The sequence below is a fragment of the Brevibacillus reuszeri genome (assembly GCF_002897295.1).
GTDB lineage: Bacteria > Bacillota > Bacilli > Brevibacillales > Brevibacillaceae > Brevibacillus > Brevibacillus reuszeri_A.
Window position 1 is genome coordinate 86,412 of record NZ_BEXF01000014.1, and the last position, 22,172, is coordinate 108,583.

18 protein-coding genes are annotated in these 22,172 nt (G+C 48.6%); 13 read left to right on the forward strand and 5 right to left on the reverse strand.

Annotated features, from left to right (window positions below):
* Window positions 1–81: 81 nt before the first annotated feature.
* Together C3B52_RS21305 and C3B52_RS21310 are read right to left on the reverse strand one after the other, a co-directional pair.
* Window positions 82–1,482 carry a sensor histidine kinase gene (locus C3B52_RS21305; RefSeq protein WP_103108400.1) on the reverse strand — a complete coding sequence of 467 codons (1,401 nt, stop codon included), beginning with the start codon at window positions 1,480–1,482 and terminating at the stop codon, window positions 82–84.
* A complete protein-coding gene (locus C3B52_RS21310) occupies window positions 1,479–2,180 on the reverse strand; it encodes a response regulator transcription factor (protein ID WP_049736585.1) in 702 nt (233 codons plus the stop codon). Before C3B52_RS21310 ends, C3B52_RS21305 begins: the two co-directional genes overlap by 4 nt.
* Window positions 2,181–2,377: 197 nt before the next feature.
* Here C3B52_RS21310 and C3B52_RS21315 point away from each other — a divergent pair, with 197 nt between their 5' ends.
* The 3 genes from C3B52_RS21315 (at window position 2,378) to C3B52_RS21325 (ending at window position 4,544) form a co-directional block, all read left to right on the forward strand.
* Entirely contained in the window at window positions 2,378–3,433 is a 1,056-nt protein-coding gene (locus C3B52_RS21315; protein WP_103108401.1) for a DUF3048 domain-containing protein, read from the forward strand.
* A gap of 113 nt (window positions 3,434–3,546) precedes the next feature.
* Complete coding sequence (locus C3B52_RS21320) at window positions 3,547–3,837, forward strand: YerC/YecD family TrpR-related protein (protein WP_055747723.1); 291 nt, start codon at window positions 3,547–3,549, stop codon at window positions 3,835–3,837.
* Window positions 3,838–3,854: 17 nt separating this feature from the next.
* Window positions 3,855–4,544, forward strand: a complete 690-nt coding sequence (locus tag C3B52_RS21325) for a heptaprenylglyceryl phosphate synthase (protein WP_103108402.1) — start codon at window positions 3,855–3,857, stop codon at window positions 4,542–4,544.
* Window positions 4,545–4,646: 102 nt separating this feature from the next.
* On the opposite strand, the gene pdxR is transcribed toward C3B52_RS21325, so the two are convergent.
* Window positions 4,647–6,143, reverse strand: a complete 1,497-nt coding sequence (pdxR, locus tag C3B52_RS21330) for a MocR-like pyridoxine biosynthesis transcription factor PdxR (protein WP_103108403.1) — start codon at window positions 6,141–6,143, stop codon at window positions 4,647–4,649.
* A gap of 204 nt (window positions 6,144–6,347) precedes the next feature.
* Between pdxR and C3B52_RS21335 the strand changes: the two genes are divergently transcribed.
* The 3 genes from C3B52_RS21335 to C3B52_RS21345 all read left to right on the forward strand — a co-directional run bounded on the left by C3B52_RS21335 (window position 6,348) and on the right by C3B52_RS21345 (window position 9,482).
* Window positions 6,348–7,547: an aminotransferase-like domain-containing protein gene (locus C3B52_RS21335; RefSeq protein ID WP_103108404.1), complete on the forward strand. Its 1,200-nt coding sequence runs from the start codon at window positions 6,348–6,350 to the stop codon at window positions 7,545–7,547.
* On the forward strand, window positions 7,544–8,110 hold the full coding sequence (locus C3B52_RS21340; RefSeq protein ID WP_103108405.1) for an NADPH-dependent F420 reductase: 567 nt from the start codon (window positions 7,544–7,546) through the stop codon (window positions 8,108–8,110). Before C3B52_RS21335 ends, C3B52_RS21340 begins: the two co-directional genes overlap by 4 nt.
* A gap of 172 nt (window positions 8,111–8,282) precedes the next feature.
* A complete protein-coding gene (locus tag C3B52_RS21345) occupies window positions 8,283–9,482 on the forward strand; it encodes a branched-chain amino acid ABC transporter substrate-binding protein (RefSeq protein WP_103108406.1) in 1,200 nt (399 codons plus the stop codon).
* A gap of 75 nt (window positions 9,483–9,557) precedes the next feature.
* Here C3B52_RS21345 and C3B52_RS21350 read toward each other — a convergent pair whose 3' ends face one another.
* Window positions 9,558–10,616 carry a DUF418 domain-containing protein gene (locus C3B52_RS21350; protein ID WP_103108407.1) on the reverse strand — a complete coding sequence of 353 codons (1,059 nt, stop codon included), beginning with the start codon at window positions 10,614–10,616 and terminating at the stop codon, window positions 9,558–9,560.
* A gap of 207 nt (window positions 10,617–10,823) precedes the next feature.
* Here C3B52_RS21350 and C3B52_RS21355 point away from each other — a divergent pair, with 207 nt between their 5' ends.
* From C3B52_RS21355 to C3B52_RS21385, 7 genes are all read left to right on the forward strand, one after another.
* Window positions 10,824–11,624 carry a VanW family protein gene (locus tag C3B52_RS21355; protein ID WP_103108408.1) on the forward strand — a complete coding sequence of 267 codons (801 nt, stop codon included), beginning with the start codon at window positions 10,824–10,826 and terminating at the stop codon, window positions 11,622–11,624.
* A 101-nt stretch (window positions 11,625–11,725) separates the two neighbouring features.
* Complete coding sequence (gene pcrA, locus C3B52_RS21360; protein ID WP_103108409.1) at window positions 11,726–14,056, forward strand: DNA helicase PcrA; 2,331 nt, start codon at window positions 11,726–11,728, stop codon at window positions 14,054–14,056.
* A 58-nt stretch (window positions 14,057–14,114) separates the two neighbouring features.
* Window positions 14,115–16,130 carry an NAD-dependent DNA ligase LigA gene (gene ligA / locus C3B52_RS21365; protein ID WP_103108410.1) on the forward strand — a complete coding sequence of 672 codons (2,016 nt, stop codon included), beginning with the start codon at window positions 14,115–14,117 and terminating at the stop codon, window positions 16,128–16,130.
* A 31-nt stretch (window positions 16,131–16,161) separates the two neighbouring features.
* Window positions 16,162–17,073: a WD40/YVTN/BNR-like repeat-containing protein gene (locus C3B52_RS21370; RefSeq protein ID WP_235615810.1), complete on the forward strand. Its 912-nt coding sequence runs from the start codon at window positions 16,162–16,164 to the stop codon at window positions 17,071–17,073.
* Between the two features lie 12 nt (window positions 17,074–17,085).
* Complete coding sequence (locus C3B52_RS21375) at window positions 17,086–18,156, forward strand: CamS family sex pheromone protein (protein ID WP_103108412.1); 1,071 nt, start codon at window positions 17,086–17,088, stop codon at window positions 18,154–18,156.
* Window positions 18,157–18,434: 278 nt separating this feature from the next.
* Window positions 18,435–19,982, forward strand: a complete 1,548-nt coding sequence (pruA, locus tag C3B52_RS21380) for an L-glutamate gamma-semialdehyde dehydrogenase (RefSeq protein ID WP_103108413.1) — start codon at window positions 18,435–18,437, stop codon at window positions 19,980–19,982.
* 155 nt (window positions 19,983–20,137) lie between these two features.
* Window positions 20,138–21,076: an MraY family glycosyltransferase gene (locus tag C3B52_RS21385; protein ID WP_235615811.1), complete on the forward strand. Its 939-nt coding sequence runs from the start codon at window positions 20,138–20,140 to the stop codon at window positions 21,074–21,076.
* Window positions 21,077–21,147: 71 nt separating this feature from the next.
* On the opposite strand, the gene C3B52_RS21390 is transcribed toward C3B52_RS21385, so the two are convergent.
* Window positions 21,148–22,071 carry a diguanylate cyclase domain-containing protein gene (locus tag C3B52_RS21390; protein WP_103108414.1) on the reverse strand — a complete coding sequence of 308 codons (924 nt, stop codon included), beginning with the start codon at window positions 22,069–22,071 and terminating at the stop codon, window positions 21,148–21,150.
* Between the last annotated feature and the right edge of the window lie 101 nt (window positions 22,072–22,172).

The following is a 22,172-nucleotide window of genomic DNA, read 5'->3' on the forward strand; positions in this document are numbered from 1 at the left end:
GTGCCCACTGCTCCTAAAGGTTTAGGAGTGAGGCACTCTTGGTACTGCGTGCGTCTAGAGACTATTGGGGCTTGGGACAGTTTATCCCTTGAACTCCACAGGAATTGTCATAGTAAAGCAAGGTCCGTCTGGATCGTTACGGGCGACGATCGTTCCTTTATGCGCTTCGAATACAGCCCGCGCGATGGCAAGTCCGAGTCCATGCTTGCCCGATTTTCCTTTGCGGAAGCGCTGGAACAGGTGTGGAAGAAGTGCTTCTTCGATCGGAGGGCCGTCGTTTGCTATGCTCACCACCATATTCCGTCCCACCTGTCTTCCGGTAATGGAAAGACGGCTTTTCGCGTAGCGCAGCTGGTTTTCCATAATGTTGACAAACGCGGTACTCAGCTGCTCGCCGTCTCCTTCCACAATCATGGTAGGGGGTAAACTAAGCTCCCATTCAACATGCGGGTTCAGTACGGAGAGACGCTGCTTCAATAACTGCATCATTTCTGACAGATCGACTCGCCCCGTTTGCATCATTTGCGAAACCGATTCGATCTTGGTCAAATAGAGAAGCTGCCCGACGACCTTTTCCAGGCGCTTGCTCTCTTCCATGATAATGGACAACCCTTTTTCCGCCTGAGGACCCTGAAACACGCCTTCGATCAAACCCTGGGTGTAACCCTGGATCGCCATGATCGGTGTTTTTAGCTCATGCGAAATGTTTTGCACAAAATGTCGCTGGGATTCATCGTATTCCTTCAACTGATTTTTCATCGTATCGAACGATCTGGCCAACTGACCGATCTCGTCGCCGCGGTCCATGGTCAGGGGGATGTCGAACTGACGGCGCGCGATTTTTTTGCACAGCTCGTCCAGACTGCGCAGCGGCTTGCTCAAATAACCGCTGAACCAGATTGCCAAAAGCCAGCTAGCCAAGAGAAGCAAGCTGAAGATGTAGAGGAACTGACGGGTCAAAATCGAGTTGATCTGATTGAGCTCCTGCTCTTTCGAGAACAGCACCATATAGTATGGAAAGCCGTGGTAGTCCATTTTCTTACTGACAAACAAGTAGTTCACATTCTCACGTTCCAACGAGCCGTGCTGGAGCTGCTCTGAGGGATGTGAGGCTGCTTTTACATAGAGCTCTCGAATGTCTGGAGGAGGAATTCGTTCTGCGCTACGGCTGCCTAGCTCTCGCCCGTTCTCTGCGTACACGATCATGTCAAACGAGTACTCATAGCGGGAGAGCAGCAGCTGCAAAAAGTAAGGAGCCGTTGCCGGAACGGTGAGCAGCTCGTTATGTTCATTAAACGCGATGTGCTCGGATAAGGTGAAGAATTCTTCCTCTAAAAGAGAGTACGTGTTGGAGACCAGATACTGCTTCACCGCCAACGGATAGCCGATCCCGAGTCCGACGCCTAGCACCATGGTCAAAATCATGAACAGAATGAGAATTTGCCGGGAGAGCGGCAGGTTTTTCAAACGAAATTTGCTCATATGCGAGTCATCCGATAGCCGAAGCCGTAGACGGTTTCGAGCGGGAATTTCGCCATTTTCTTGCGGATGCGCTTCACCAGATCATCGACAGCACGATCCGAGCCGATGTAGTCTTCGCCCCAAATAGAGGTCAGGATTTGCTCACGATTGAGAGCCAGGCCCTGATTGTGTAGTAGGTAAACGATCAGCTCGAATTCTTTGGTCGTCAAATCGATCAACTCGTCTCCTTCTTTTACTTGTCTGCCTTTTTCTGAGATCATGTAAGGGCCCACGCTTACCCAATCCTGGAAGGTTTGTGCAGGTGCGGCCGCTACTCCGGGCTTTTCGTACGTGCGTTGCAGCAATTTTTTGGCGCGGATGACCAATTCCCGCGGGAGGAAGGGCTTTGCCAAATAGTCGTCACTGCCCAGCTCCAAGCCGATGATTTTATCTACATCCTGATCACGAGCCGAAATAAAGATGATCGGCACATTGGATTTTTCCCGTATCAGTCGCAACAGCTCATAGCCGTCGATGTCTGGCATCATGATGTCCAGTATCCACAGATGAGGCTGGTTTTGTTCATCTAATAGTGACAATACATCAATCCCGCTGGAAAATGCCTTTACTTGCAGCCCTGCGCTTTGCAAGTACGATTGCAGCAATTCCAAAAGGTTGGTTTCATCGTCCACCAGATAGACGAGGTAGGGGGTATTCATGGTTAGAACCCTCGCTTTGCATCTGTTTTTCTACATTGTAGCATAGGAAAAAAAGGGATGTGTGGCACGGACGTAAGAGAATCGTGGAAAAGATGTGAAAGCAGGAATCCCTTTTACCCTAGCGAAAAAGAAGAATGGGAAAAAAGCCAACAAGTACCAAATTCGTAGGCGAGAAAAACATAGAAAGGAGCGATTCGATGAAACGATTCGTCAAATCTTCTCTCATGTTCATATCCATGCTGCTTTTGGTTACAGCATGTAGCACCCAACCGGTTGAAACCCAGCCAACTCCCACTCCGGAGCCACCTGCTCCACCTGTGGAAACGCCTGAGCCGAATCAACCGATCCAGTATCCGTATCGTGCTCCTTTGACTGGTCTTGGCAGCCAGGAAAATTTGGATAGCAAGCGTCCGATTATGGTCATGATCAACAACGCACCACCAGCGAGACCCCAGACGGGCCTAAACCAAGCGGATATGATCTATGAAGTGATGGCAGAAGGGGAAATGACCCGTTTTCTCACCATCTTTCAAAGCCAAAGGCCGGAGGTGATCGGACCTGTACGCAGCATCCGACCTTATTTTATCCAATTAGGCCTCGGCTTTGACGCCGTGCTTGTTCATGCAGGAGGCAGTCCAGAGGCATTGGCGACTTTGGCTCGCTCGGATTACAATTTAAACGAATTGTCGAATGGTCGCTATTTCTGGCGGGAAAGCTTCCGCAAAATGCCGCACAACCTGTACACAAAGCCAGAGCTATTAGAGCAGGCGATGCAGGATAAAGGAATGCGCACGACGGCAGAGGTTCCACATTTTAGTTTCTTGCCTGAGGATGCTGTCATCACGGAAGGCGAGCCTGCAACACAAGTCGATATTACCTTCCACTCTTTGAACAAGGCAGCATTTACGTACGATGCCGAGCAGAAGAAATACATGCGCTTTACGGCAGGCAAGCCACATGTGGATCTGAGTGACAACAAGCAGCTAGCAGCTACGAATCTGCTTGTCATTTCGACCAAGCATCGGGTGCTGGACAAAGAGGGGCGCCTGCAGGTAGATGTGGTTGGACCAGGTGACGGTTATCTTTTCCAACAAGGAAAGGTACGCAAAATCAAATGGAAGCGCAGCAATGGTGTTATCCGTGCGTATGAAGACGCAACCTTGACCAAGGAAGTGCAATGGCTTCCAGGAAATACTTGGGTAGAAATTCTGCCTAGCTCCCCCGGTTTGTCTCAATCTCTGAAGTTCCAATAGGGAATAGGGCTTGCAGATGAAGGCGGTTTCTTCTAAGATAATTAGTAGGGCTTTAACGCTTAAAAATTTCACAGTGGGAAACCGGAGACGGATTAGATAACGGGGTGACGAATATGCAACTTGAAAAGTTGAAGGGTAAAGGGATTGAACAGTTGTTTGAAGCGGTTTTGTCCTTGGAAACAATGGAAGAATGCTATCAATTTTTTGACGATCTTTGCACGGTAAATGAAATGCAATCGCTCGCGCAACGTCTGGAAGTAGCGCGGATGCTCCGCAAGGGCTTCACCTACAATCAGATCGAAGCAGAAACAGGAGCGAGTACAGCGACTATTTCTCGTGTCAAACGCTGCCTGAATTACGGTAACGATGGATACCAGATGGCACTGGAGCGGATCGGTAAATAGGTAGGAGGCAGGCAACGTTGATTGACTATCGTGGCTGGCGCCATGTATTTAAGCTGGACCCTGACAAAGCCATTGATGAAGACGCGCTGGAAGCGATTTGTGAATCGGGTACAGACGGCATCATCGTTGGCGGTACATATGGCGTGACGTATGACAATACATTGGATCTGATGTCCCGTATACGACGCTATGCTGTTCCGGCCGTTCTGGAAATATCCTCGCTGGATGCAGTGGTGCCAGGATTTGATTCATACTTGATTCCGCTTGTTCTCAATGCGGGTGATCCGGATTGGATGTTTGCCCCGCATGTATCCGGACTAAAAACGTATGGAGCCTATATTCACTGGGACGACATCATCACAGAGGGCTATTTAATCGCCAATCCCGAAGCGGGTGTAGCCGAGCTGACCCGTGCACGACCTATCGCTGATGCACAGGAAGCCAAGGCGTACGCGCAGGTTGCGACCAGGATTTGCCGATTGCCGATCGTCTATCTGGAATATAGCGGAACCTATGGCGATCCAGCTGTCGTTCGCGCTTGCAAGGCAGGTGCCGACGAAGCACACCTCTTTTATGGAGGCGGGATCAGAACCGCAGAGCAAGCGAGTGAGATGGCAGTAATTGCAGATACAGTCGTTGTCGGCAACGTCATCTATGATGATCTGGAGGCAGCGCTGGCGACAGTAGCGGCTGTAAAAGGGCAATAGCCAAAAGCAAATAGAGAAAGTCATGTGAGAATGAGAAAGGCAGAAAGGACGTCCCTTCTGCCTTTCTCATTTTTTTGCTTTTTATTCGAGAACTTCGACCAATTACATATGCATAAACTGCTGAGTGTGCCGATCCGTGTGTAGAAAATCATGAAGCAAACGACAAAACGTGGTGACAGCCTGTTCAAGCAGATGAATATCCAGATAGGAAAAGCAGATGCGCAAATGGTGGAATTGCTGTTGGGCAGCGAAACAAACATGACCTGGTAAAAAGGAAATCCCCTCTTGTAGAGCGTTTACGTGCAAGTCCTCTGCATTAAACACAGGGGGCAAGGTCAGCCAAATATTTAACCCTCCATCGGGCTTGGTCCAATGGACACCTTTTGGAGCTGAGTGATTTAAAATGTGCAGGACTAAATTGCGCCGCTCTTTCAGTTTATCTCGCAGTACAGGTAGATGCTTGTTTAACTGGTTTGAGGAAAAGAAGGGTAAAATGGCCTTCTGTGTAATCAACGGTGTTCCCAGATCACTAATTCCTTTGGAACCAACAAGGCGAGTGATGAAGGTTCCGTCTGCAATCAAAAAACCAATGCGACAGCCAGGGGAAATGAACTTGCTAATGCCCTTCAGATAGATGACGTGTCCGTGTGTATCCATACTTTTGATAGAGGGAGGAGGCTCAGCTCCAAAATAAATGTCACTGGTTGCGTCATCCTCAAGAATAATGGAATTGTAGCTTTGGGCGAGCTCCAGCAGTTGTACTCTGCGCCGCATACTCATCACCGTGCCCGTAGGGTTTTGAAAAGTCGGATTGGTGTAGATCAGTTTGGGTGGGCGAGAATCGCAAAGCTTTGCCAATTGGTCAACCTGCATCCCCTCCTCGTCAATGGGAACAGTATAGATCGTGGCTCCACGCTTTCTAAAAACATCAATTGTGCAAGGATAGACAGGTTCCTCGAGCACAACGCAATCACCAGGACCGACAAAGGTAGAGGCAACGAGATCGATGCCTTGCTGAGAGCCGTTTAAAATCATGATTTCATTCGGAGTGGTCTGAATATTTTTACTTCGAAAATACGGGAGAACCGCCTCACGTAGCTTGCTGTCGCCTTGGACAGGTCCATATTCCGTCAGGGCCGTACTGTCGACCTGCGAGTATTGATAGAATTGCTTGGAAAGCCATTCGGTTGGGATGAGCGAAGTGTGTAGTGCAGCAATGGACAATTTGGCGACATCCACAAGAGGCGTCTGCATCATCCGCCAGTATTGGGCGCGAGGAAGATAGTCGGCTACCGCGTTTTGCCAATCCAAAGAAGGTTTCTTTGAATGATTCTGTGTCTGCTGCTCTTTGAAGCGGAGTGATTTTTCTTGAACAAATGTACCCTTCCCCTGAATCCGCCGAGCAAGCTTCTCATGCTCCAGCATTTCATAAGCATGAAAGACCGTCATCAGGCTGACGTCTAGGAGCCGAGACAGATTTCGGACAGACGGAAGCTTTTCCCCTTCCTGCAACAAGCCAGACTGAATCCGATCAGCAATAGATGATCTAATCTGTTCTGTAAGTGTTATGCCTGAGTGTCTATCTAAATCAATATGCATGGGTAAAACTCCTTTCTCACCGACTCCCTAAGGCTTTCCGTATAGAACGCACAAAATAATTACTGACAGTGTACCGTATATGGGCTCGAAGGGGTACAGTAAATTTCGAATGTTTTTAAAAGTGTTATAATGCGCCGTTTACTGTTATGGTGGCTTCTCCGTATGCTTGCTCTAAAATCTTTGAGTTGGCAAGGAGTGGTTAACATGGGATATCCATTTGCGACACGAGTGCAGTCAATTACCTCATCAGCTGTTCGAGATTTGCTCAGTGTCATTCAATCAGGAGACGTCATTTCTTTTGCTGGGGGTCTTCCCGATGAAGGATTGTTTCCAGTGCAGGAATTGGAGTTAGCCTATCAAAAGGCCTTCCGCCAAGGGGGGATAAGTCTACAATACGGCCCAACCGAAGGGGACAGAGAGCTTCGACGGCTCATCCAGGAAAGGATGCATGCAATAGGGATTTCGGTTGCTTATGAAAATATTTTGGTTACGACGGGTTCGCAGCAAGCCATCGATTTGTTAGCAAAGGTGTTTCTCTCGCCAGGGGATGCTGTTTTGGTAGAAAATCCTTCCTACCTGGCAGCATTGCAAGCTTTCAACATATACGAGGCCAACATCATCCCGGTCCAAAGCGATGATGACGGAATGATTCCCGAAGAGCTCGAAGAAAAAATCATCACTCACCGACCGAAATTCATCTACGCTGTCCCGACCTTCTCAAACCCACAGGGAAAAGTGTGGAGCAAGGAGAGGCGGGAGGCTGTAGTGAATTTGGCAGAAAAACATCATGTACTGGTTGTAGAAGATGATCCTTACTCAGATCTGCGATTTACAGATGAGCAGCCAATGCCTTTGGTTGTGATAGACAGATTCGGAGAGCGTGTGATATACACCAGCACCTTCTCCAAAACAATAGCTCCCGGTATTCGCATCGGCTGGTTAACTGGGCCAAAAGAAATCATCCGTATGATTGCTCTGGCGAAGCAATCGAGCGATTTGCATTCCAGCTCCATTGATCAGCGGGCACTATGCTATTTTCTTCAGGATTTCCCTATGCAGCAGCATTTGCACAGATTGAGGAGAGAATACAAGCAGCGGTTGGACATCATGCAGGACTATTTGAAAGGAAGCAGTCCAAACCTGTTTCACTGGGTGGAGCCAAAGGGCGGCATGTTCCTCTGGGTGTCGATCAACGAAGCAATTGATACAGCTGAGTTATTGAAGGTGGCTGTGGATGAGGGTGTAGCGTTCGTGCCGGGAGCTCCCTTTTTCGCTGGCCACCCAAAAACCAATACGCTCAGGCTCAACTTTACCCACTCTTCGCCTGAGGTGATCGGTAAGGGGATGAGTCGCATGATGATTGCGCTCGACAAGCTTTTGGCGAGTAGTGTGCATGACCGATGATCGCAATCATTGCCGATGGGAGATGGGGGAAACGGGTGGTTGATCATCTGTGTGATCAATTTCTTAACGAGGCAATAACCTGGGGGGTTCGCTCAATCGCCTTTGCCAACGAGTTAATGAAAGAGGAGAAAGGCGTGAGAATATCTAGCTATTCTGAAGCGATTGAAGCAAATGAGTTGGTCATGGTAGCTATGCCTTGCGTAGATCTGCTGCCTTGGACCGATGTCTTTGCGCCAATGCTGAATGGAAAAATCGTGATTGACTTGTCTGTGCCGCAAACAAGCGAAGACCGGTACATATTTGGCTGGCAGACATCCAGTTCAGAGCAGTTGCAGAAAAAACTGCCAGGGAGCCGAATCGTCGGGGTGAAAAGCACCGGTATTTATAGATTGGCAGGAAAGGAGCCGGATGCATCTTCATTGGTTTACATAACCAGTGATGATCCGGCAGCAAGAAAGCGGGTGGTCGAGCTTTTTAGAAGCACTACGTATTCAATCGTTGATGCAGGGGGATTGGAAGAGAACCGTGCGATTGAACGGGTGATTAGCTTGAGGGCTACTTGACAGTAGTAGAGACCGAGAGCCTAGCACAAACCAAGCACTATGGGAATGGATGATATGTACAATAATGATATATGATGATTGGACATGTTGTATGGTCAATAATTTCCAATTCTCTCATATCATATTATTTATAGAATTATCTAAATAATCAGAAGTGCAAGGGGGAAAACGTGTGAGTCTATTTAAAAAGAAAGCGATTATCTTCTCCGCGTTGTTGGCAACTCTGTCTCTTTCTGCATGTAACTCGCAGACTGTCGAACAAAAAAATACGACAGGCTCAGACGCAGCAGCTGGTGGGACCAAAATTTTGATTGCTACCCAAAGTCCGCTTTCCGGTTCTCAGTCTGCCATTGGTGATTCTATCAAAACAGGCGCAGAATATGCTCTGAACTTGCAAAAAGAGGAATTCAAGCAGCTCGGATTCGACTTGCAGCTTACCCCACAGGATGACCAGGCTGACCCCAAAATCGGTGTATCCAATGCCGAGATGCTTGCAGCCAATCCTGATGTACTCGGAGTAGTTGGCCATTTTAATACAGGTGTAGCGATTCCATCGTCGGTGAAGTACGAATCAGCCAAGCTTGTCATGGTTTCTCCTGCGAACAGCGGCGTGAAGCTGACAGAAGAAGGCAAAAAGACGGTACACCGCATCTGTGCACGTGATGACGCACAAGGTCCAAAAGGTGCAAAATATGCGAAGGAAAAGCTCGGTGTCAAAACGGTATTCCTCATCCATGATAAAACAGCTTACGGACAAGGTTTGGTAGACGAGGTAAAGGCACAGTTTGAAAAAGATGGCGTACAGGTTCTGGGCTATGAAGGCGTTACTCAGGGCGAGAAAGACTACAACTTTGTAGTCAATACAGTTATTTCCAAAAACCCAGACATGCTCTACTTTGGCGGTATTTATCCAGAGGCAGGCATCATCGTGAAGCAGGCGAGAGAGAAAGGCTTCAAGGGCTTGTTCATGGGTGGTGACGGAATTGACTCCTCCGATTTGATCAAAATCGCGGGTCCTGCCGCAGAGGGCATCTACTTTACTTCTCTCGCAGGTGACGTTAAGCAAACAGATGACGGCAAGAAATGGGCCGAGGAATACGAAAAGGCGATGGGCAAAAAAGCAGAGACTTATTCTGTATACGCATATGACTCTATGAACATCATTCTGAACGGTGTCAAGGAAGCGATCAAGGCGAATGGCGGCAAAAAGCCTACTCGCGAGCAGGTTCTTGACCTTGTTCACCAAACGAAGGATTTCAAAGGAAAGTTCGTTAACGTGACGTTTGATGACAAAGGTGACAACGTATTTGCGGACGTATTCGTTTATCAGTACACGACCGATTCTACGAAATTCCTGGGTAAAATTGAATAGCACATAATGACTGAAAAAGCTGGTGTCTCTAACAGACGCCAGCTTTTTCTTGAATGGAAATCACTTTGTACATCCTTATTTGCTTTCTGCCCTTACCTTGCGCAGCGGAGATAACGACATATACGTAAAGGTACGCCACACCCATTCTAACGGCCCCATTTTGAAAAAGGAGAGCCACAGCGAGCTCAACGCGATTTGCACCACATAAATCCCCAGGCAAATGAGTGTCGTTTGCACATACCCCAGCTTACCGTACAAGTCAAACAAATACCCTGCCCCCAGAATGAGGACAGTCTGCCCTACATAGTTGGTCAACGCCATGCGCCCATAGGTAGCTAGTGGAGACAGTAAGGATTGCAGCCTCTTGTTTTGAAGCAAGCGCATCAAGGTTGTCGTATAAAAAGTGGCCATCACCAGTCCGACGGAAGTAAGTGCGATCGTGTAATAGGTCAGCTTTTGCAGCGCAGATTCTGACATGCCTTCATCTACGATCATCATATAGGATAACTCCATATTGGCAGGAAGCAGCAAATATTGCACATACAGTCCGATGATCGAGAGAAAGAAGGTCACGCCTTGGATTTTCTTGATCACAGGCAGGAAGCGCTCGATGTTTTGGAATACGCCATATTGCCCGACTGCCAGGCCCAGTATGAACAATGGCAGAACCAATAGCGGCTTAAAGCCGGTAGCACATACGAGTACAGCCAAAATCACACCCACAAGCAGATTGGTCTTTGCGCGTGCACGATAAAACGGCATCAGTAAAAATCCGAAAATAGCGTATATAAACAACGCTTCACCTGGGTGAAACATTTTATGGACAAATCCAAAAGCAAGCAGAACGATCAAGCGACGAATGAACAGTGCAGTGCTATTGGCTCCTTTTTCTTTTGCCCTGCTGATAAAGAGATGGAAGCCAACCCCGAACAAAAAGGAAAAGATCACGAAAAAACGTGATTCTACCGCGAAGTTGAGAAAATAGTACATCCATGCATCCGGGCTTCCCGGGGTTGGATTTTGCGCTTGCAGTAGCGGGAGGATGTTGACCAGGACGATTCCCATCAAAGCGAAGCCCCTTACAGCATCCAGTGTATGAATTCGACGATTTGTAGCAGCGATAGTTGTACTCATAGACGTGGACATCCCTCCATGTTTTTTGCTCCGTTTCAGACATGCTTTCTATCCTACAAAGTGGGCCAGCATTATGAAATTCGTTTTTCTTACGGACAGATTACAATTTTGTAAGTAAAATATACAAATTTGCGCAACTCAGGGAGCGCTCGAAGCGTTTATATGATAGCAGATAAAAATCCAAATAATAGAAAATGAGGGGGTTCGATGAAACCGATCACTCGGGGAAAATGGCGGCTTGCAGCTGGCATCTGCTATTTTCGCTTAAAAAGATACGGTGAGTGGTTGTGGGGTCCTAAGAAATTTGCTAGTGAGAGAGATGAGAAGCTGTTGTCTCATGTCCATTTTGGTCATCGGACGATTCTTTTACGCAAGCTAAAAGATGTAGAGATGTGGATGCAGCACAACAAGGTGATTAACCTGCGAATCGCGACCCGGCAATTAAATGGTCTTGTGATTCGTCCTGGTGAAACGATGTCATACTGGAAGCTGATCGGCAAGCCGACGAGAGGGAAAGGATATGTAGAGGGAATGCTGCTTTCCCATGGGCGTGTCACATCAGCTGTTGGTGGAGGCTTATGTCAGCTATCCAATCTGCTGTACTGGATGACGCTGCATACACCGCTAACAGTAACTGAGCGGCATCGCCACAGCTATGATGTATTTCCTGATGCGAATCGCACGCAGCCGTTTGGAAGCGGGGCCACCTGCTTTTACAATTATCTGGATCTACAAATTACCAACCAGACAAAGCAATGCTTTCAACTGCATGTATACATAACAGACACACATTTGGCAGGAGAGTGGCGTTCGGACATGCCACGGACACGAACGTATGAAATTATAGAAAAAGAACATGAGATAGCCCCTTCGATTTGGGGAGGCTATGAGCGGACCAATCAGCTCTATCGCAACGTGTTTGCACTGGACGGAGAATGGCTCTATGACGAGTGGATCACGCAAAATCGAGCTATGATGATGTACGAGCCGCTATTGCCAAAAGGATGATCTTTCCTAATTCGTTTACGAACTGGAACTAGGCAGCGATCTGTGCGAAAATAAGAACATATGCGCTCGTTTAGGGAACGTGGAAAGGTGGACTTTTACATATGTCTTTTGCAGATCGTATTACAGCTGGCTTAAATCCTGAGCAAAAGGAAGCGGTCCTCACAACTGAGGGACCGGTTTTGATTCTCGCAGGAGCTGGAAGTGGCAAAACAAAGGTACTGACGCAGCGAATTGCCTATCTCATCAGTGCCAAGCAGGTAGCGCCATGGAGCATTCTTGCTATCACGTTTACGAATAAGGCAGCACGGGAGATGCAAAACCGTGTCGCCGCCATTATTGGAGGGGCAGCCGCACAGGATGCTTGGCTTTCGACCTTCCACTCTTTGTGCGTACGTATTTTGCGCAGAGATATCGACCGTTTGGGGATTAACCGCAGCTTCTCCATTTTGGATGCGGGCGACCAGCTGTCGGTTGTGAAGCAATGTCTGAAGGAGCTGAATATCGATCCGAAGCAGTATGAACCACGGTCGATTCTGTCGGCGATCAGCACAGCGAAGAACGAGCTGACCGATCCGGAAACATTCACTCGCCTCGCTGGTGACCCGTTTTCGCAAGTGGCTGCCAAAGTATATGAGGCGTACCAGAAAAAACTAAGAAGCAACCAGTCACTTGATTTTGACGATTTGATCATGACGACTGTTCGCCTGTTTAAAGAAGTGCCAGAGGTATTGGAGTTTTATCAGAAAAAATTCCGCTACATTCATGTAGATGAGTATCAGGATACAAACCGCGCCCAGTACTTGCTCATTTCCATGCTGGCTGACAAATACAGAAACGTTTGCTGCGTGGGTGACGCTGACCAAAGTATTTATAAATGGCGGGGTGCAGATATTTCCATCATTTTAAACTTTGAAAAAGACTATCCCGAAGCGAAAATGATTAAGCTGGAGCAAAACTATCGGTCCACCAAAACCATTTTGAAAGCAGCAAACGAGGTTATTGCCAACAACAAGCTGCGCAAGGAAAAAAAGCTATGGACGGATAATGACGGTGGAGAAAAAATCAACTGCTTCCAGGGTGATTCCGAGCACGATGAGGCGTACTTTATCGTGGACACGATTCGCAAGCAGATGAAGGATTACAAGCGCTATGACAAGTTCGCCGTTCTTTACCGGACAAATGCACAGTCCCGCGTGGTGGAGGAAGTGTTCATCAAGTCGAACATTCCGTATACCATCGTTGGCGGAACCAAGTTCTACGATCGCAAGGAGATTAAGGACATCCTGGCTTATTTGCGCCTCATCTCCAATCCGGACGACGATATCAGCCTGCAGCGTATTATTAACGTGCCGAAGCGCAACATCGGGGACACCACAGTAGATAAATTGCAGGCGTATGCGAACTCGCAGGGTCAATCTCTTTTTGCAGCGATTCAGGACACCGCTTATATGGGGCTGCCGTCGCGTACGACAAATGCGATTCTATCCTTTAACGACCTGATCACGAATTTGATGCAGATGACCGATTACTTGAGCGTGACTGAGCTGGTGGAGGAAGTATTGAAGCGCTCTGGCTATCGCGAATCACTCAAAGAAGAAAAAACGTTGGAAGCACAGGCACGACTCGAGAATATCGAGGAGTTTCTGTCCGTAACGCAGGAGTTCGAGCGGAAAAACGAAGACAAGAGCCTGCTTGCCTTCCTGACCGACCTGGCGCTTGTTGCAGACATCGATTCACTTGGTGACGACAAAGTACAGGAAGAAGTATCGGCCGAGGGTCAGGTCGTTCTTATGACTCTCCACAGTGCCAAAGGTCTGGAATTTCCGGTCGTATTCCTGGTTGGCCTCGAGGAAGGGGTTTTCCCGCATAGCCGCTCGCTGTTTGACGATGCGGAAATGGAGGAGGAGCGTCGCCTCGCTTATGTAGGGATTACGCGCGCCGAGGAGCGTTTGTACATGACCTGCGCACGGATGCGGACCTTGTTTGGACGGACAAACGTGAATGCACCATCCCGCTTTTTGCAGGAGATACCTGCCGAGCTGCTCGAAGGAAGTCCGACAGCAGACCGAGGTGGATTTGGTGGTGGACGCACCTCTGCATTTGGACAACGAGACATGGGCAGACCGTTTGGTGCCCCATCCTCCCAAGCGAGTGCAGCTCCAAAAATGGGTCTCGCTCAGCGGACGGCAGGAGCAGCCACATCCTCATTCTCACGTCCTGGTGCAATCTCCGGCGACAAACTGCCTGGACATGGCGCAGGAGCAGGTGTTGACTGGAAGGTTGGCGATCGTGTACAGCATGGCAAATGGGGTACAGGAACCGTCGTCAAGGTGAAGGGAACAGGTGACGACATGGAGCTCGACATCGCTTTCCCAAGCCCTACCGGTATTAAAAAGCTGTTGGCGAAATTTGCCCCTATCCAGCGGGGATAATGTAGGAAACGTACAACCAAATCCGGTAATCCAATCGCATGAGTAAAGGATGAATGACATGGATCATTTGACGGCGGAAACAAAAATAAAAGAATTAGCGAAACGAATTGAGCACCATAACCGTCTTTATCATGAAGAGGATCGACCTGAGATTACGGACCAGGAATACGATCAATTGATGCGGGAATTAAAAGAACTCGAAAGTCGCTTTCCGGAATTGGCTTCACCGGACTCCCCGAGCCTGCGCGTAGGTGGGGAGCCATTACCTTTCTTTGAAAAAGTCGTACATAGAACTCCGATGCTGAGTCTAGGCAACGCTTTTAACGAAGAAGAAATACGGGATTTTGATCGCCGTGTCCGTCAGGCAGTAGGCAGTCAGGCGGTGCGCTATGTAGTGGAGCTGAAAATCGACGGATTGGCTGTTTCTCTCCATTACGAAAACGGCTTGTTTGTCAGAGGTGCAACCCGCGGAGATGGTACGATAGGAGAAGATATCACCCAGAACCTGAAGACGATCCGCTCGATTCCGTTGCGATTGACAAGACCGTTGACGCTAGAGGTGCGCGGCGAGGCCTACATGCCAAAAGGCGCATTCGAAAAACTGAATAAAGAGCGGGAGGAACGCGGCGAAGCGTTGTTTGCCAATCCGCGCAACTCTGCTGCAGGCTCGCTTAGACAGCTCGATCCTAAAATTGCCGCATCCCGTCAGCTGGATACATTTATTTACGCGATCGGTGATTTACAGGGCGAGGTAGTCGAATCACACAGCGAAGGGCTCGCTTTGCTGGAGACGCTTGGCTTCAAGGTCAATCAGGAGCGCCGCGTCTTTGACGACATCGACGAGCTGCTGGCGTTTGTGGAAAGCTGGACAGAAAAGCGCCCGCATTTGCCATATGAAATCGATGGTCTGGTTATTAAGGTAGACAGCTATGCGCAGCAGCAGGAGCTAGGCTTCACCGCAAAAAGTCCGCGCTGGGCAGTGGCCTACAAGTTCCCTGCCGAGGAAGCTGTCACCGTTTTGGAAGGCATCGAGGTATCTGTAGGCAGAACGGGCAACGTGACCCCAACGGCTCTGCTGAAGCCAGTCAGCCTGGCAGGTACGACAGTCAAGCGTGCGTCTTTGCACAACGAAGATATCATTCGTGAAAAAGGCTTGTTGATTGGCGATCATGTCGTTGTGAAAAAAGCGGGGGATATCATCCCTGAAATCATCGCTGTTTTGCCAGAGAGACGTACTGGCTCTGAGACGCCGTTTTCCATGCCGACGCATTGTCCGGAATGTGGCAGTGAGCTTGTACGCTTGGAGGAAGAGGTAGCTCTCAGATGTATCAACCCGATGTGTCCGGCGCTGATCCGTGAGGGCATGATCCACTTCGTCTCCCGTACCGCGATGAATATTGACGGTCTCGGGGAAAAGGTAGTGGCTCAGCTGTATCACGATGGCATCATCCACAGTGTGGCAGATCTGTATTACCTCCATCAGCAGCGCGATGTTCTCCTCGGCATGGAGCGCATGGGGGAAAAGTCAGTTGATAACTTGCTGGCTGCGATCGAAGCAAGCAAGGAGAACTCGCTGGAACGAGTACTGTTTGGCCTCGGCATCCGTTTGGTAGGAGCAAAGGCAGCGCGGGTTCTTGCTGAGCATTTTGGAAACATTGATGCCATCATGCAGGCAGATGAAGAAGCGTTGACGCAAATCGACGAAATCGGACCGAAAATGGCGGCAAGCCTGACTAACTACTTCAGTCAGCCACAGGCCGAAGCGGTTATCGAGCGTCTGAAGGCAGCGGGCGTCAATATGGAATACAAAGGAATTCGGATCGAAAGCGGTGCAGAGCTGCCATTCTCAGGCAAAACGATTGTACTGACTGGTACATTGACGCAAATGTCGCGCCAGGAAGCAGAAGAAGCGATTGCTCGGATGGGCGGCAAGGTAACGGGCAGTGTCAGCAAAAAGACCGATCTGGTCATTGCTGGTGACAAAGCTGGCTCCAAGCTGGAGAAGGCAGAAAAGCTTGGTGTAGAAGTGATGGACGAAGCGGGCTTCCTGCAGGTGCTGGAAGCAAACAAATAAACAAAAACAGACATACGGTAGCGACAGACGGATGAGTAAGGGAAGGGACGTGAAGGGCATGAAGGGCTTCCTGCGATGGGGAATCGGCGCGTTGATATTGACACTCTTGGTCGGCTGTAGTGATGGCAGCGAACGGAGTAAGTCGAATCCTTCTTCGGTTACGGCAGCTGCTCTACAGGGGGACTTGACCTATAAGGACGTGCTGGAAAAGGGAGAAATGGTGCACAATCTCAAGATGACGACGGATTCCGAAAGAGTATGGGTCGGCACACATGCGGGATTGTACAGTTCAGCTGACGGAGGCTTGTGGGGTCTCCTCTCCCCACAATTGGAACAACAAGCGATAGTGGGCTGGTTTGTGGACCCAGATGACCCGCGTCAAATCATCGTTGCAGGCAATGAAGGCGTGCACCTTTCTACAGATGGCGGCAAGGAATGGACTTCTATTGGAAAAGGATTGCCTGTTCCTGCCGAAATTCGCAGCTTCACCGGAATTCGTCAGGGGGAAAAAATCCGTCTCTTTGCCTTTATCTCTGGGGAAGGAATTTATCAGTCCGTAGATAACGGAGAGAATTGGAGTCTGTGGCAGCCGATGGATCAGGAAGTATATGCCATGGATTTTAACCCTGAGGAAAACCGACTCTATGTAGCCGCACAATTCAGCTTGCTCTATAATGAAGACGGGCAGTGGAAGACAGAGGTATTGCCAGAGGCGCAACAAATCTATTCTCTTTCCATCGAACGACGTACCGGAGTACTGGCTGTCGCGACCGAACGTGGTGTTTTTGAAAAAGTAAACGGGGAGTGGCGTTTGCTCGATGCACGCGCCCCTGAAAAGCTGATTTTGATTGCTTCTGGCGAAGGAAAAACCAAATGGATCGGGATCGGTGAATCAGCACTGATTTACAAGCTCGTCGACAATCGCTGGACCAAGTGGAATTAAAAGGAGTAGCGTATGAAAGCGAAGTTTTTGACAGGATGCAGGCTGGTGACGGCTCTACTTCTCGTGATCGTAACAACAGGTTGTTCGTTGCTACCCATTGGCAAGGAAAAGACAGCACCGGAGCCTATGACTCCATCCTTGTCAGAGGTTGTAGAAGTATCCGAAGATTACTACGGAAGCGTTACGCCGTATAAAACAAATCAGACGCGCGGTATGCTGAGCAGCACCAAATATCGTATTGACTTTAGCCATTTGGAGCTCGGGCTGATGGAGTTTGCCAGAGATACGTTCCCGACGTCAGACTATTTCTTTCAAGAAGGACAGCAGGTGACACGGGAACAGGTGACCGAATGGATCGCTCAAGAGAAAAACGGTACAGCAAATGGTCAGAAAAAGACAGGAATTCTGGTACATGTGCTGGAGCATGATTATCTCAACAAAAAGACCAAGGAATTGTCTGGCATGGTCTTAGGACTCTCGCTGTCCCCGAACTATGTCGATGCGACTGGTCAGGAGAAGGTCTATACACCGCAGGAATTGCAGGCAAAAGGGCAACAGCTGGCGGCAAAGATTGTCCAATCTGTGCGTGTGAACAGCCCTCAGGTACCGATACTGATCATGATGTATCAAGTACCGGAAGCCAATTCCTCGTTGGTGCCGGGACACTTTATCATGTCGGGAACCGTCAGTACAGGTGAGGCGGTTGTTTCCAAGTGGCAACCGATCGAAGAGGAATATTTCCTTTTCCCGAGCAAGGAAGTAGAGAAAAAATATGCACAGCAGTCGTTGCAGTTTGATAAGCTGATGCGCCAAACGAAAGAGTTTTTTCCGGAGTACATCGGCTTGACTGGGGTCGGGCGCTTTATGGATGGCAGACTGACAGAGCTGACCATCACAGCGACAGCAGAATATGACTCACGCTCGGAGGTGCTGCAATTTACACAATTTGCGGCAGGCAGTATTAATCAGCTGATCGACAAGAGTGTGCATGTCAACCTGTATGTGCAGACGATGAGCAAGCCGCTGTCGATCTATATACGTCCAACATCTGGTGAGCCGTATATGCATCTCTACCGGAGCTAATCTTTTACGATGATCGATAAACCCGATTTTTCATTGCATTGATTATGAAAAATCGGGTTTTTTGTACAATGCTGACGTTTATGTTCAAACATAAGTGTGTAATAATGAGTAAGTTTTGAACAAAAGTGTGCTGGAAGCCTCCCTGATACAGGAAGATGTTTTTCGAGAAAAATGCAAACAATAGTGGAGTCGAGGAAGTTCAGTTTTAGTTGGTATGATCCTTGCATAAGATTATAAGTGATCCGCACATGGAAGAAATTTATAAGGAGGCGTCACAGATGCAAGTGGAATTCAAAAACGAGGCGTTTACCAATTTTAGCCTGCCAGAAAATAAAAAGGCATTCGAAGAAGCACTCGCAAAAGTAGAAAGCGAGCTTGGCCTCGAGTATGACCTCATCATTGGCGGCGAGCGCATCACAACTGAGAAAAAATCCAAATCCATCAACCCTTCTAATAAAGAACAGGTAGTGGGTGTGGTTTCCCAAGCTGACCAAGCATTGGCTGAAAAAGCGATTCAAACAGCTGCAAGCACTTTTGAAACTTGGAAAAAGGTGCCTGCTCAGGCTCGTTCCCGCTATCTGTATAAAGCAGCAGCGATCATGCGTCGCCGCAAGCATGAATTCTCCGCTTGGCTTGTAAAAGAAGCAGGTAAAAGCTGGGCAGAAGCAGATGCTGACACAGCTGAAGCTATTGATTTCATGGAATACTATGGCCGTCAAATGGATAAGCTGTCCCAACGCCATGACCTTCCTCGCATCCCGGATGAGGATAACGAATTGTACTACGTTCCACTTGGTGTTGGTGTTGTAATCCCACCATGGAACTTCCCTCTCGCAATTATGGTAGGGATGACTACGGCTGCTCTCGTAGCTGGTAACACTGTTGTACTGAAACCTGCTTCCACCACTCCAGTAATCGCTGCGAAATTCATGGAAATCCTTGAAGACGCTGGCGTTCCAGCTGGTGTTGTTAACTTTGTACCAGGTTCCGGTGGAGAAATAGGGGACTACCTCGTAGAACATACACTGACTCGTTTCATCAGCTTCACTGGTTCCCGCGACGTAGGTCTGCGCATCAACGAGCTGGCTGCAAAACATCGTCCAGGTCAAAAATGGATGAAGCGTCTGGTAGCTGAAATGGGCGGTAAAGACTCTATTGTTGTTGACAGCGACTGCGATATCGAGCTGGCTGCACAATCCATCGTTGCTTCTGCATTCGGTTTCTCAGGTCAAAAATGTTCTGCATGCTCCCGTGCAATCGTTCACCAAGATGTGTACGATCAAGTACTGGGCCGCGTAGCAGAAATGACGAAAAACCTGACTGTAGGCGACATCAGAACAAACGATTTCTACACAGGTCCAGTTGTTGACGAGAAAGCATACAACAAAATCCTGGAATACATCGAAATCGGTAAACAAGAGGGTAAACTGGTTGCAGGTGGCGAAAAAGGACCGGAAACTGGTTACTTCATCCAGCCAACTGTATTCGCTGACCTCGATCCAAATGCTCGCATCATGCAAGAAGAAATCTTTGGCCCAGTAGTAGCATTCTGCAAAGCTAACGATTTCGACCATGCTATGGAAATCGCGAACAACACAGAGTACGGCTTGACTGGCGCTGTAATCAGCCGCAACCGTGCACACCTGGAGCGCGCACGCGAAGAGTTCCATGTGGGTAACCTGTACTTCAACCGTAAGTGCACAGGCGCTTTGGTAGGCGTACATCCATTCGGCGGATTCAACATGTCCGGTACAGACTCCAAAGCGGGTGGACCAGACTATTTGCTGCTCTTCACTCAAGCGAAAATGGTTTCTGAAAAATTGTAAGCTCTAGCGAGGTATATACACTGCGGTGTAGGCCGCGTGTTACAAAAAGCCGTCTCTTAATTAGAGGCGGCTTTTTCGGTTTTCTAACACTCATTTTGTCCACACTAAGAAAAATGGCTGTGCGGGGCAGGTGAGGGATACTGTTTACGTATATTGTGTCAGGGCTCTCTACGTTTTTTATCGTGTATTTGTTAATGCCAGTAGCGAATTGGATGGCGTGGAAAACAAAGCTGCTGGACATTCCCAAAGGCAGGAAAGGGCATAGCAGACCGATGCCACTATCTGGTGGATTGGCCATGTTCGTTGGGCTGCTCATAGTGACAACTTTTTTTGCAGGGGCGCAAAAATCCGTTGCAGTTTTGGCAGTTGGTGGCGCAATGCTGGTGGGCATCGGATGGGTCGATGATACTTTTAAATCCAGGCAAAAGGACTTCCCAGCATTACCCAAGCTGCTTGTTCAATTGCTGGTCGCAGTCTTTACTTTTATGCTGGATATAAGGTTTCGTGGAATCAGCTTGTCATGGATCGGAGAAGAGGGAGCATACATTTCTTTTCCGCTTCTCGTTTCGCTCTTGGCGACGGTTTTATGGATAGTCGGGTTGATCAACATGGTCAATTTTTTGGATGGGGTAGATGGCTTGGCGGCGGGAGCGACAGTCTTTTCAGCAGTGACGCTGTTTTTTCTGTCGATGGTGAGAGGACAAGAATTGACGGCACTGTTGGCAGTCGCACTTGCTGGTGCAGCGCTTGCCTTTCTGCGCTTTAATTTTTACCCAGCAAAAATGTTTATGGGCGATGCGGGCTCGATGTTTTTAGGCTTTGCCCTCGGAGTTATTTCGCTTGAAGGGACGATGAAGGGGGCGACTCTCATTTCGCTTGTGGTGACCGTGTTGGCACTAGGGCTGCCTGTCATCGATACCATCCAGGTGATGGTCAGCAGGCTGTTGGCGGGCTCTCCCATGCACCAGGCGGATCGCAGGCACGTTCATCACCGGTTGATGTCCCGTGGCTTGTCAGCAAAGCAGACGGTCGTCGTGCTGTATCTCGTCAGCTTCTTACTCTCCGCGTTGTCAGTGTTCCTGTTTTTTCTTTGAAGAAGTAAGCAAATTGATTTTTCCAGCAAAAAAGGCTACACCAAATGGCTTGGCGTAGCCAACTGCACGATTCATGAAGGAGTGGGATCAAAGAAAAGAAACTGATTGCGGCCGGTTGCTTTTGCCCGATAGAGAGCTTTGTCAGCATAAGTTAGGAGCTGATCGGCGTCGGTGGTAGAGGTCGGATAGATGGAGATGCCGATGCTCGTTGTGAAGGAAAATTCCTGGTCGTTAATAACCCATGGAAGTTGGAGCGATTGCAGAATCCGGCGAGCAACTTTTTCTACCTGTTGCCAGGAATGAATGCCCGTAAGCAGTACGACAAATTCATCTCCGCCCAGACGAGCTACGGTGTCGCCGTCGCGCACGCATGATTTGAGTCGTTCAGCAAGCATTTTGAGAAAAGTATCTCCGGTATTGTGCCCCCAGGTGTCGTTAATTTCTTTAAAATGGTCGCAGTCGAGAAAAAGCACGGCGACCAGCTCGTTTTTTACTTTGGCTTCTGTCAAAGCCTCGTGCAGATTGATAGAAAGCAGACGCCTGTTTGGTAATCCCGTTAGCACATCATGGTACGCCATGTACTCCAGGCGTGACTCCAGCTTTTTGCGCTCGGTAATATCTCTTGTCACGGAAAATACGTGCGTGCATACGCCGTCTTTGTTGTAGACAGGCGATAGAATCGACTCGCCAATCACTTCACCATTCGTCGTATAGTGGATGGGTTCCTCACCGAGCACCGCTTTTTGGTACATTCTGTTCAACAAGGCTGCTTTTTCTTCCGGATATACATCCTCGATTCGCTTTCCATATGCTTCCTCGGATAGATCTGCAACTTGCATAGCGGCTCGATTCATCAGTACGTAGCGGAAGTGGTACTCTTTTTCCGCTGTTTCTTCCACAGACATAAGGAAGAACATGTCTGACATATGATGAAATAAGCTGGTCAGGATATCCCCGTGTTCACTAATGAGTGTTGCGATGTCGAGCTTTTTCATATCTGTCTTCTCCTGAATGTAGGCTTGTCCCCATTATTATAGTATAGCAAGCAAGCCTAAGAAAATGATGAGCCATTGGTAATAGTGTAGGGTTTACTGCA

What these genes read in the sequence shown, in the direction of transcription:
- C3B52_RS21305 (WP_103108400.1), bottom strand. Translation starts at nt 1,482, where the DNA reads ATGAGCAAATTTCGTTTGAAAAACCTGCCGCTCTCCCGGCAAATTCTC.
- C3B52_RS21310 (WP_049736585.1), bottom strand. Translation starts at nt 2,180, where the DNA reads ATGAATACCCCCTACCTCGTCTATCTGGTGGACGATGAAACCAACCTT.
- C3B52_RS21315 (WP_103108401.1), top strand. Translation starts at nt 2,378, where the DNA reads ATGAAACGATTCGTCAAATCTTCTCTCATGTTCATATCCATGCTGCTT.
- C3B52_RS21320 (WP_055747723.1), top strand. Translation starts at nt 3,547, where the DNA reads ATGCAACTTGAAAAGTTGAAGGGTAAAGGGATTGAACAGTTGTTTGAA.
- pdxR (WP_103108403.1), bottom strand. Translation starts at nt 6,143, where the DNA reads ATGCATATTGATTTAGATAGACACTCAGGCATAACACTTACAGAACAG.
- C3B52_RS21335 (WP_103108404.1), top strand. Translation starts at nt 6,348, where the DNA reads ATGGGATATCCATTTGCGACACGAGTGCAGTCAATTACCTCATCAGCT.
- C3B52_RS21340 (WP_103108405.1), top strand. Translation starts at nt 7,544, where the DNA reads ATGATCGCAATCATTGCCGATGGGAGATGGGGGAAACGGGTGGTTGAT.
- C3B52_RS21350 (WP_103108407.1), bottom strand. Translation starts at nt 10,616, where the DNA reads ATGAGTACAACTATCGCTGCTACAAATCGTCGAATTCATACACTGGAT.
- C3B52_RS21355 (WP_103108408.1), top strand. Translation starts at nt 10,824, where the DNA reads ATGAAACCGATCACTCGGGGAAAATGGCGGCTTGCAGCTGGCATCTGC.
- pcrA (WP_103108409.1), top strand. Translation starts at nt 11,726, where the DNA reads ATGTCTTTTGCAGATCGTATTACAGCTGGCTTAAATCCTGAGCAAAAG.
- ligA (WP_103108410.1), top strand. Translation starts at nt 14,115, where the DNA reads ATGGATCATTTGACGGCGGAAACAAAAATAAAAGAATTAGCGAAACGA.
- C3B52_RS21370 (WP_235615810.1), top strand. Translation starts at nt 16,162, where the DNA reads ATGAGTAAGGGAAGGGACGTGAAGGGCATGAAGGGCTTCCTGCGATGG.
- C3B52_RS21375 (WP_103108412.1), top strand. Translation starts at nt 17,086, where the DNA reads ATGAAAGCGAAGTTTTTGACAGGATGCAGGCTGGTGACGGCTCTACTT.
- pruA (WP_103108413.1), top strand. Translation starts at nt 18,435, where the DNA reads ATGCAAGTGGAATTCAAAAACGAGGCGTTTACCAATTTTAGCCTGCCA.
- C3B52_RS21390 (WP_103108414.1), bottom strand. Translation starts at nt 22,071, where the DNA reads ATGAAAAAGCTCGACATCGCAACACTCATTAGTGAACACGGGGATATC.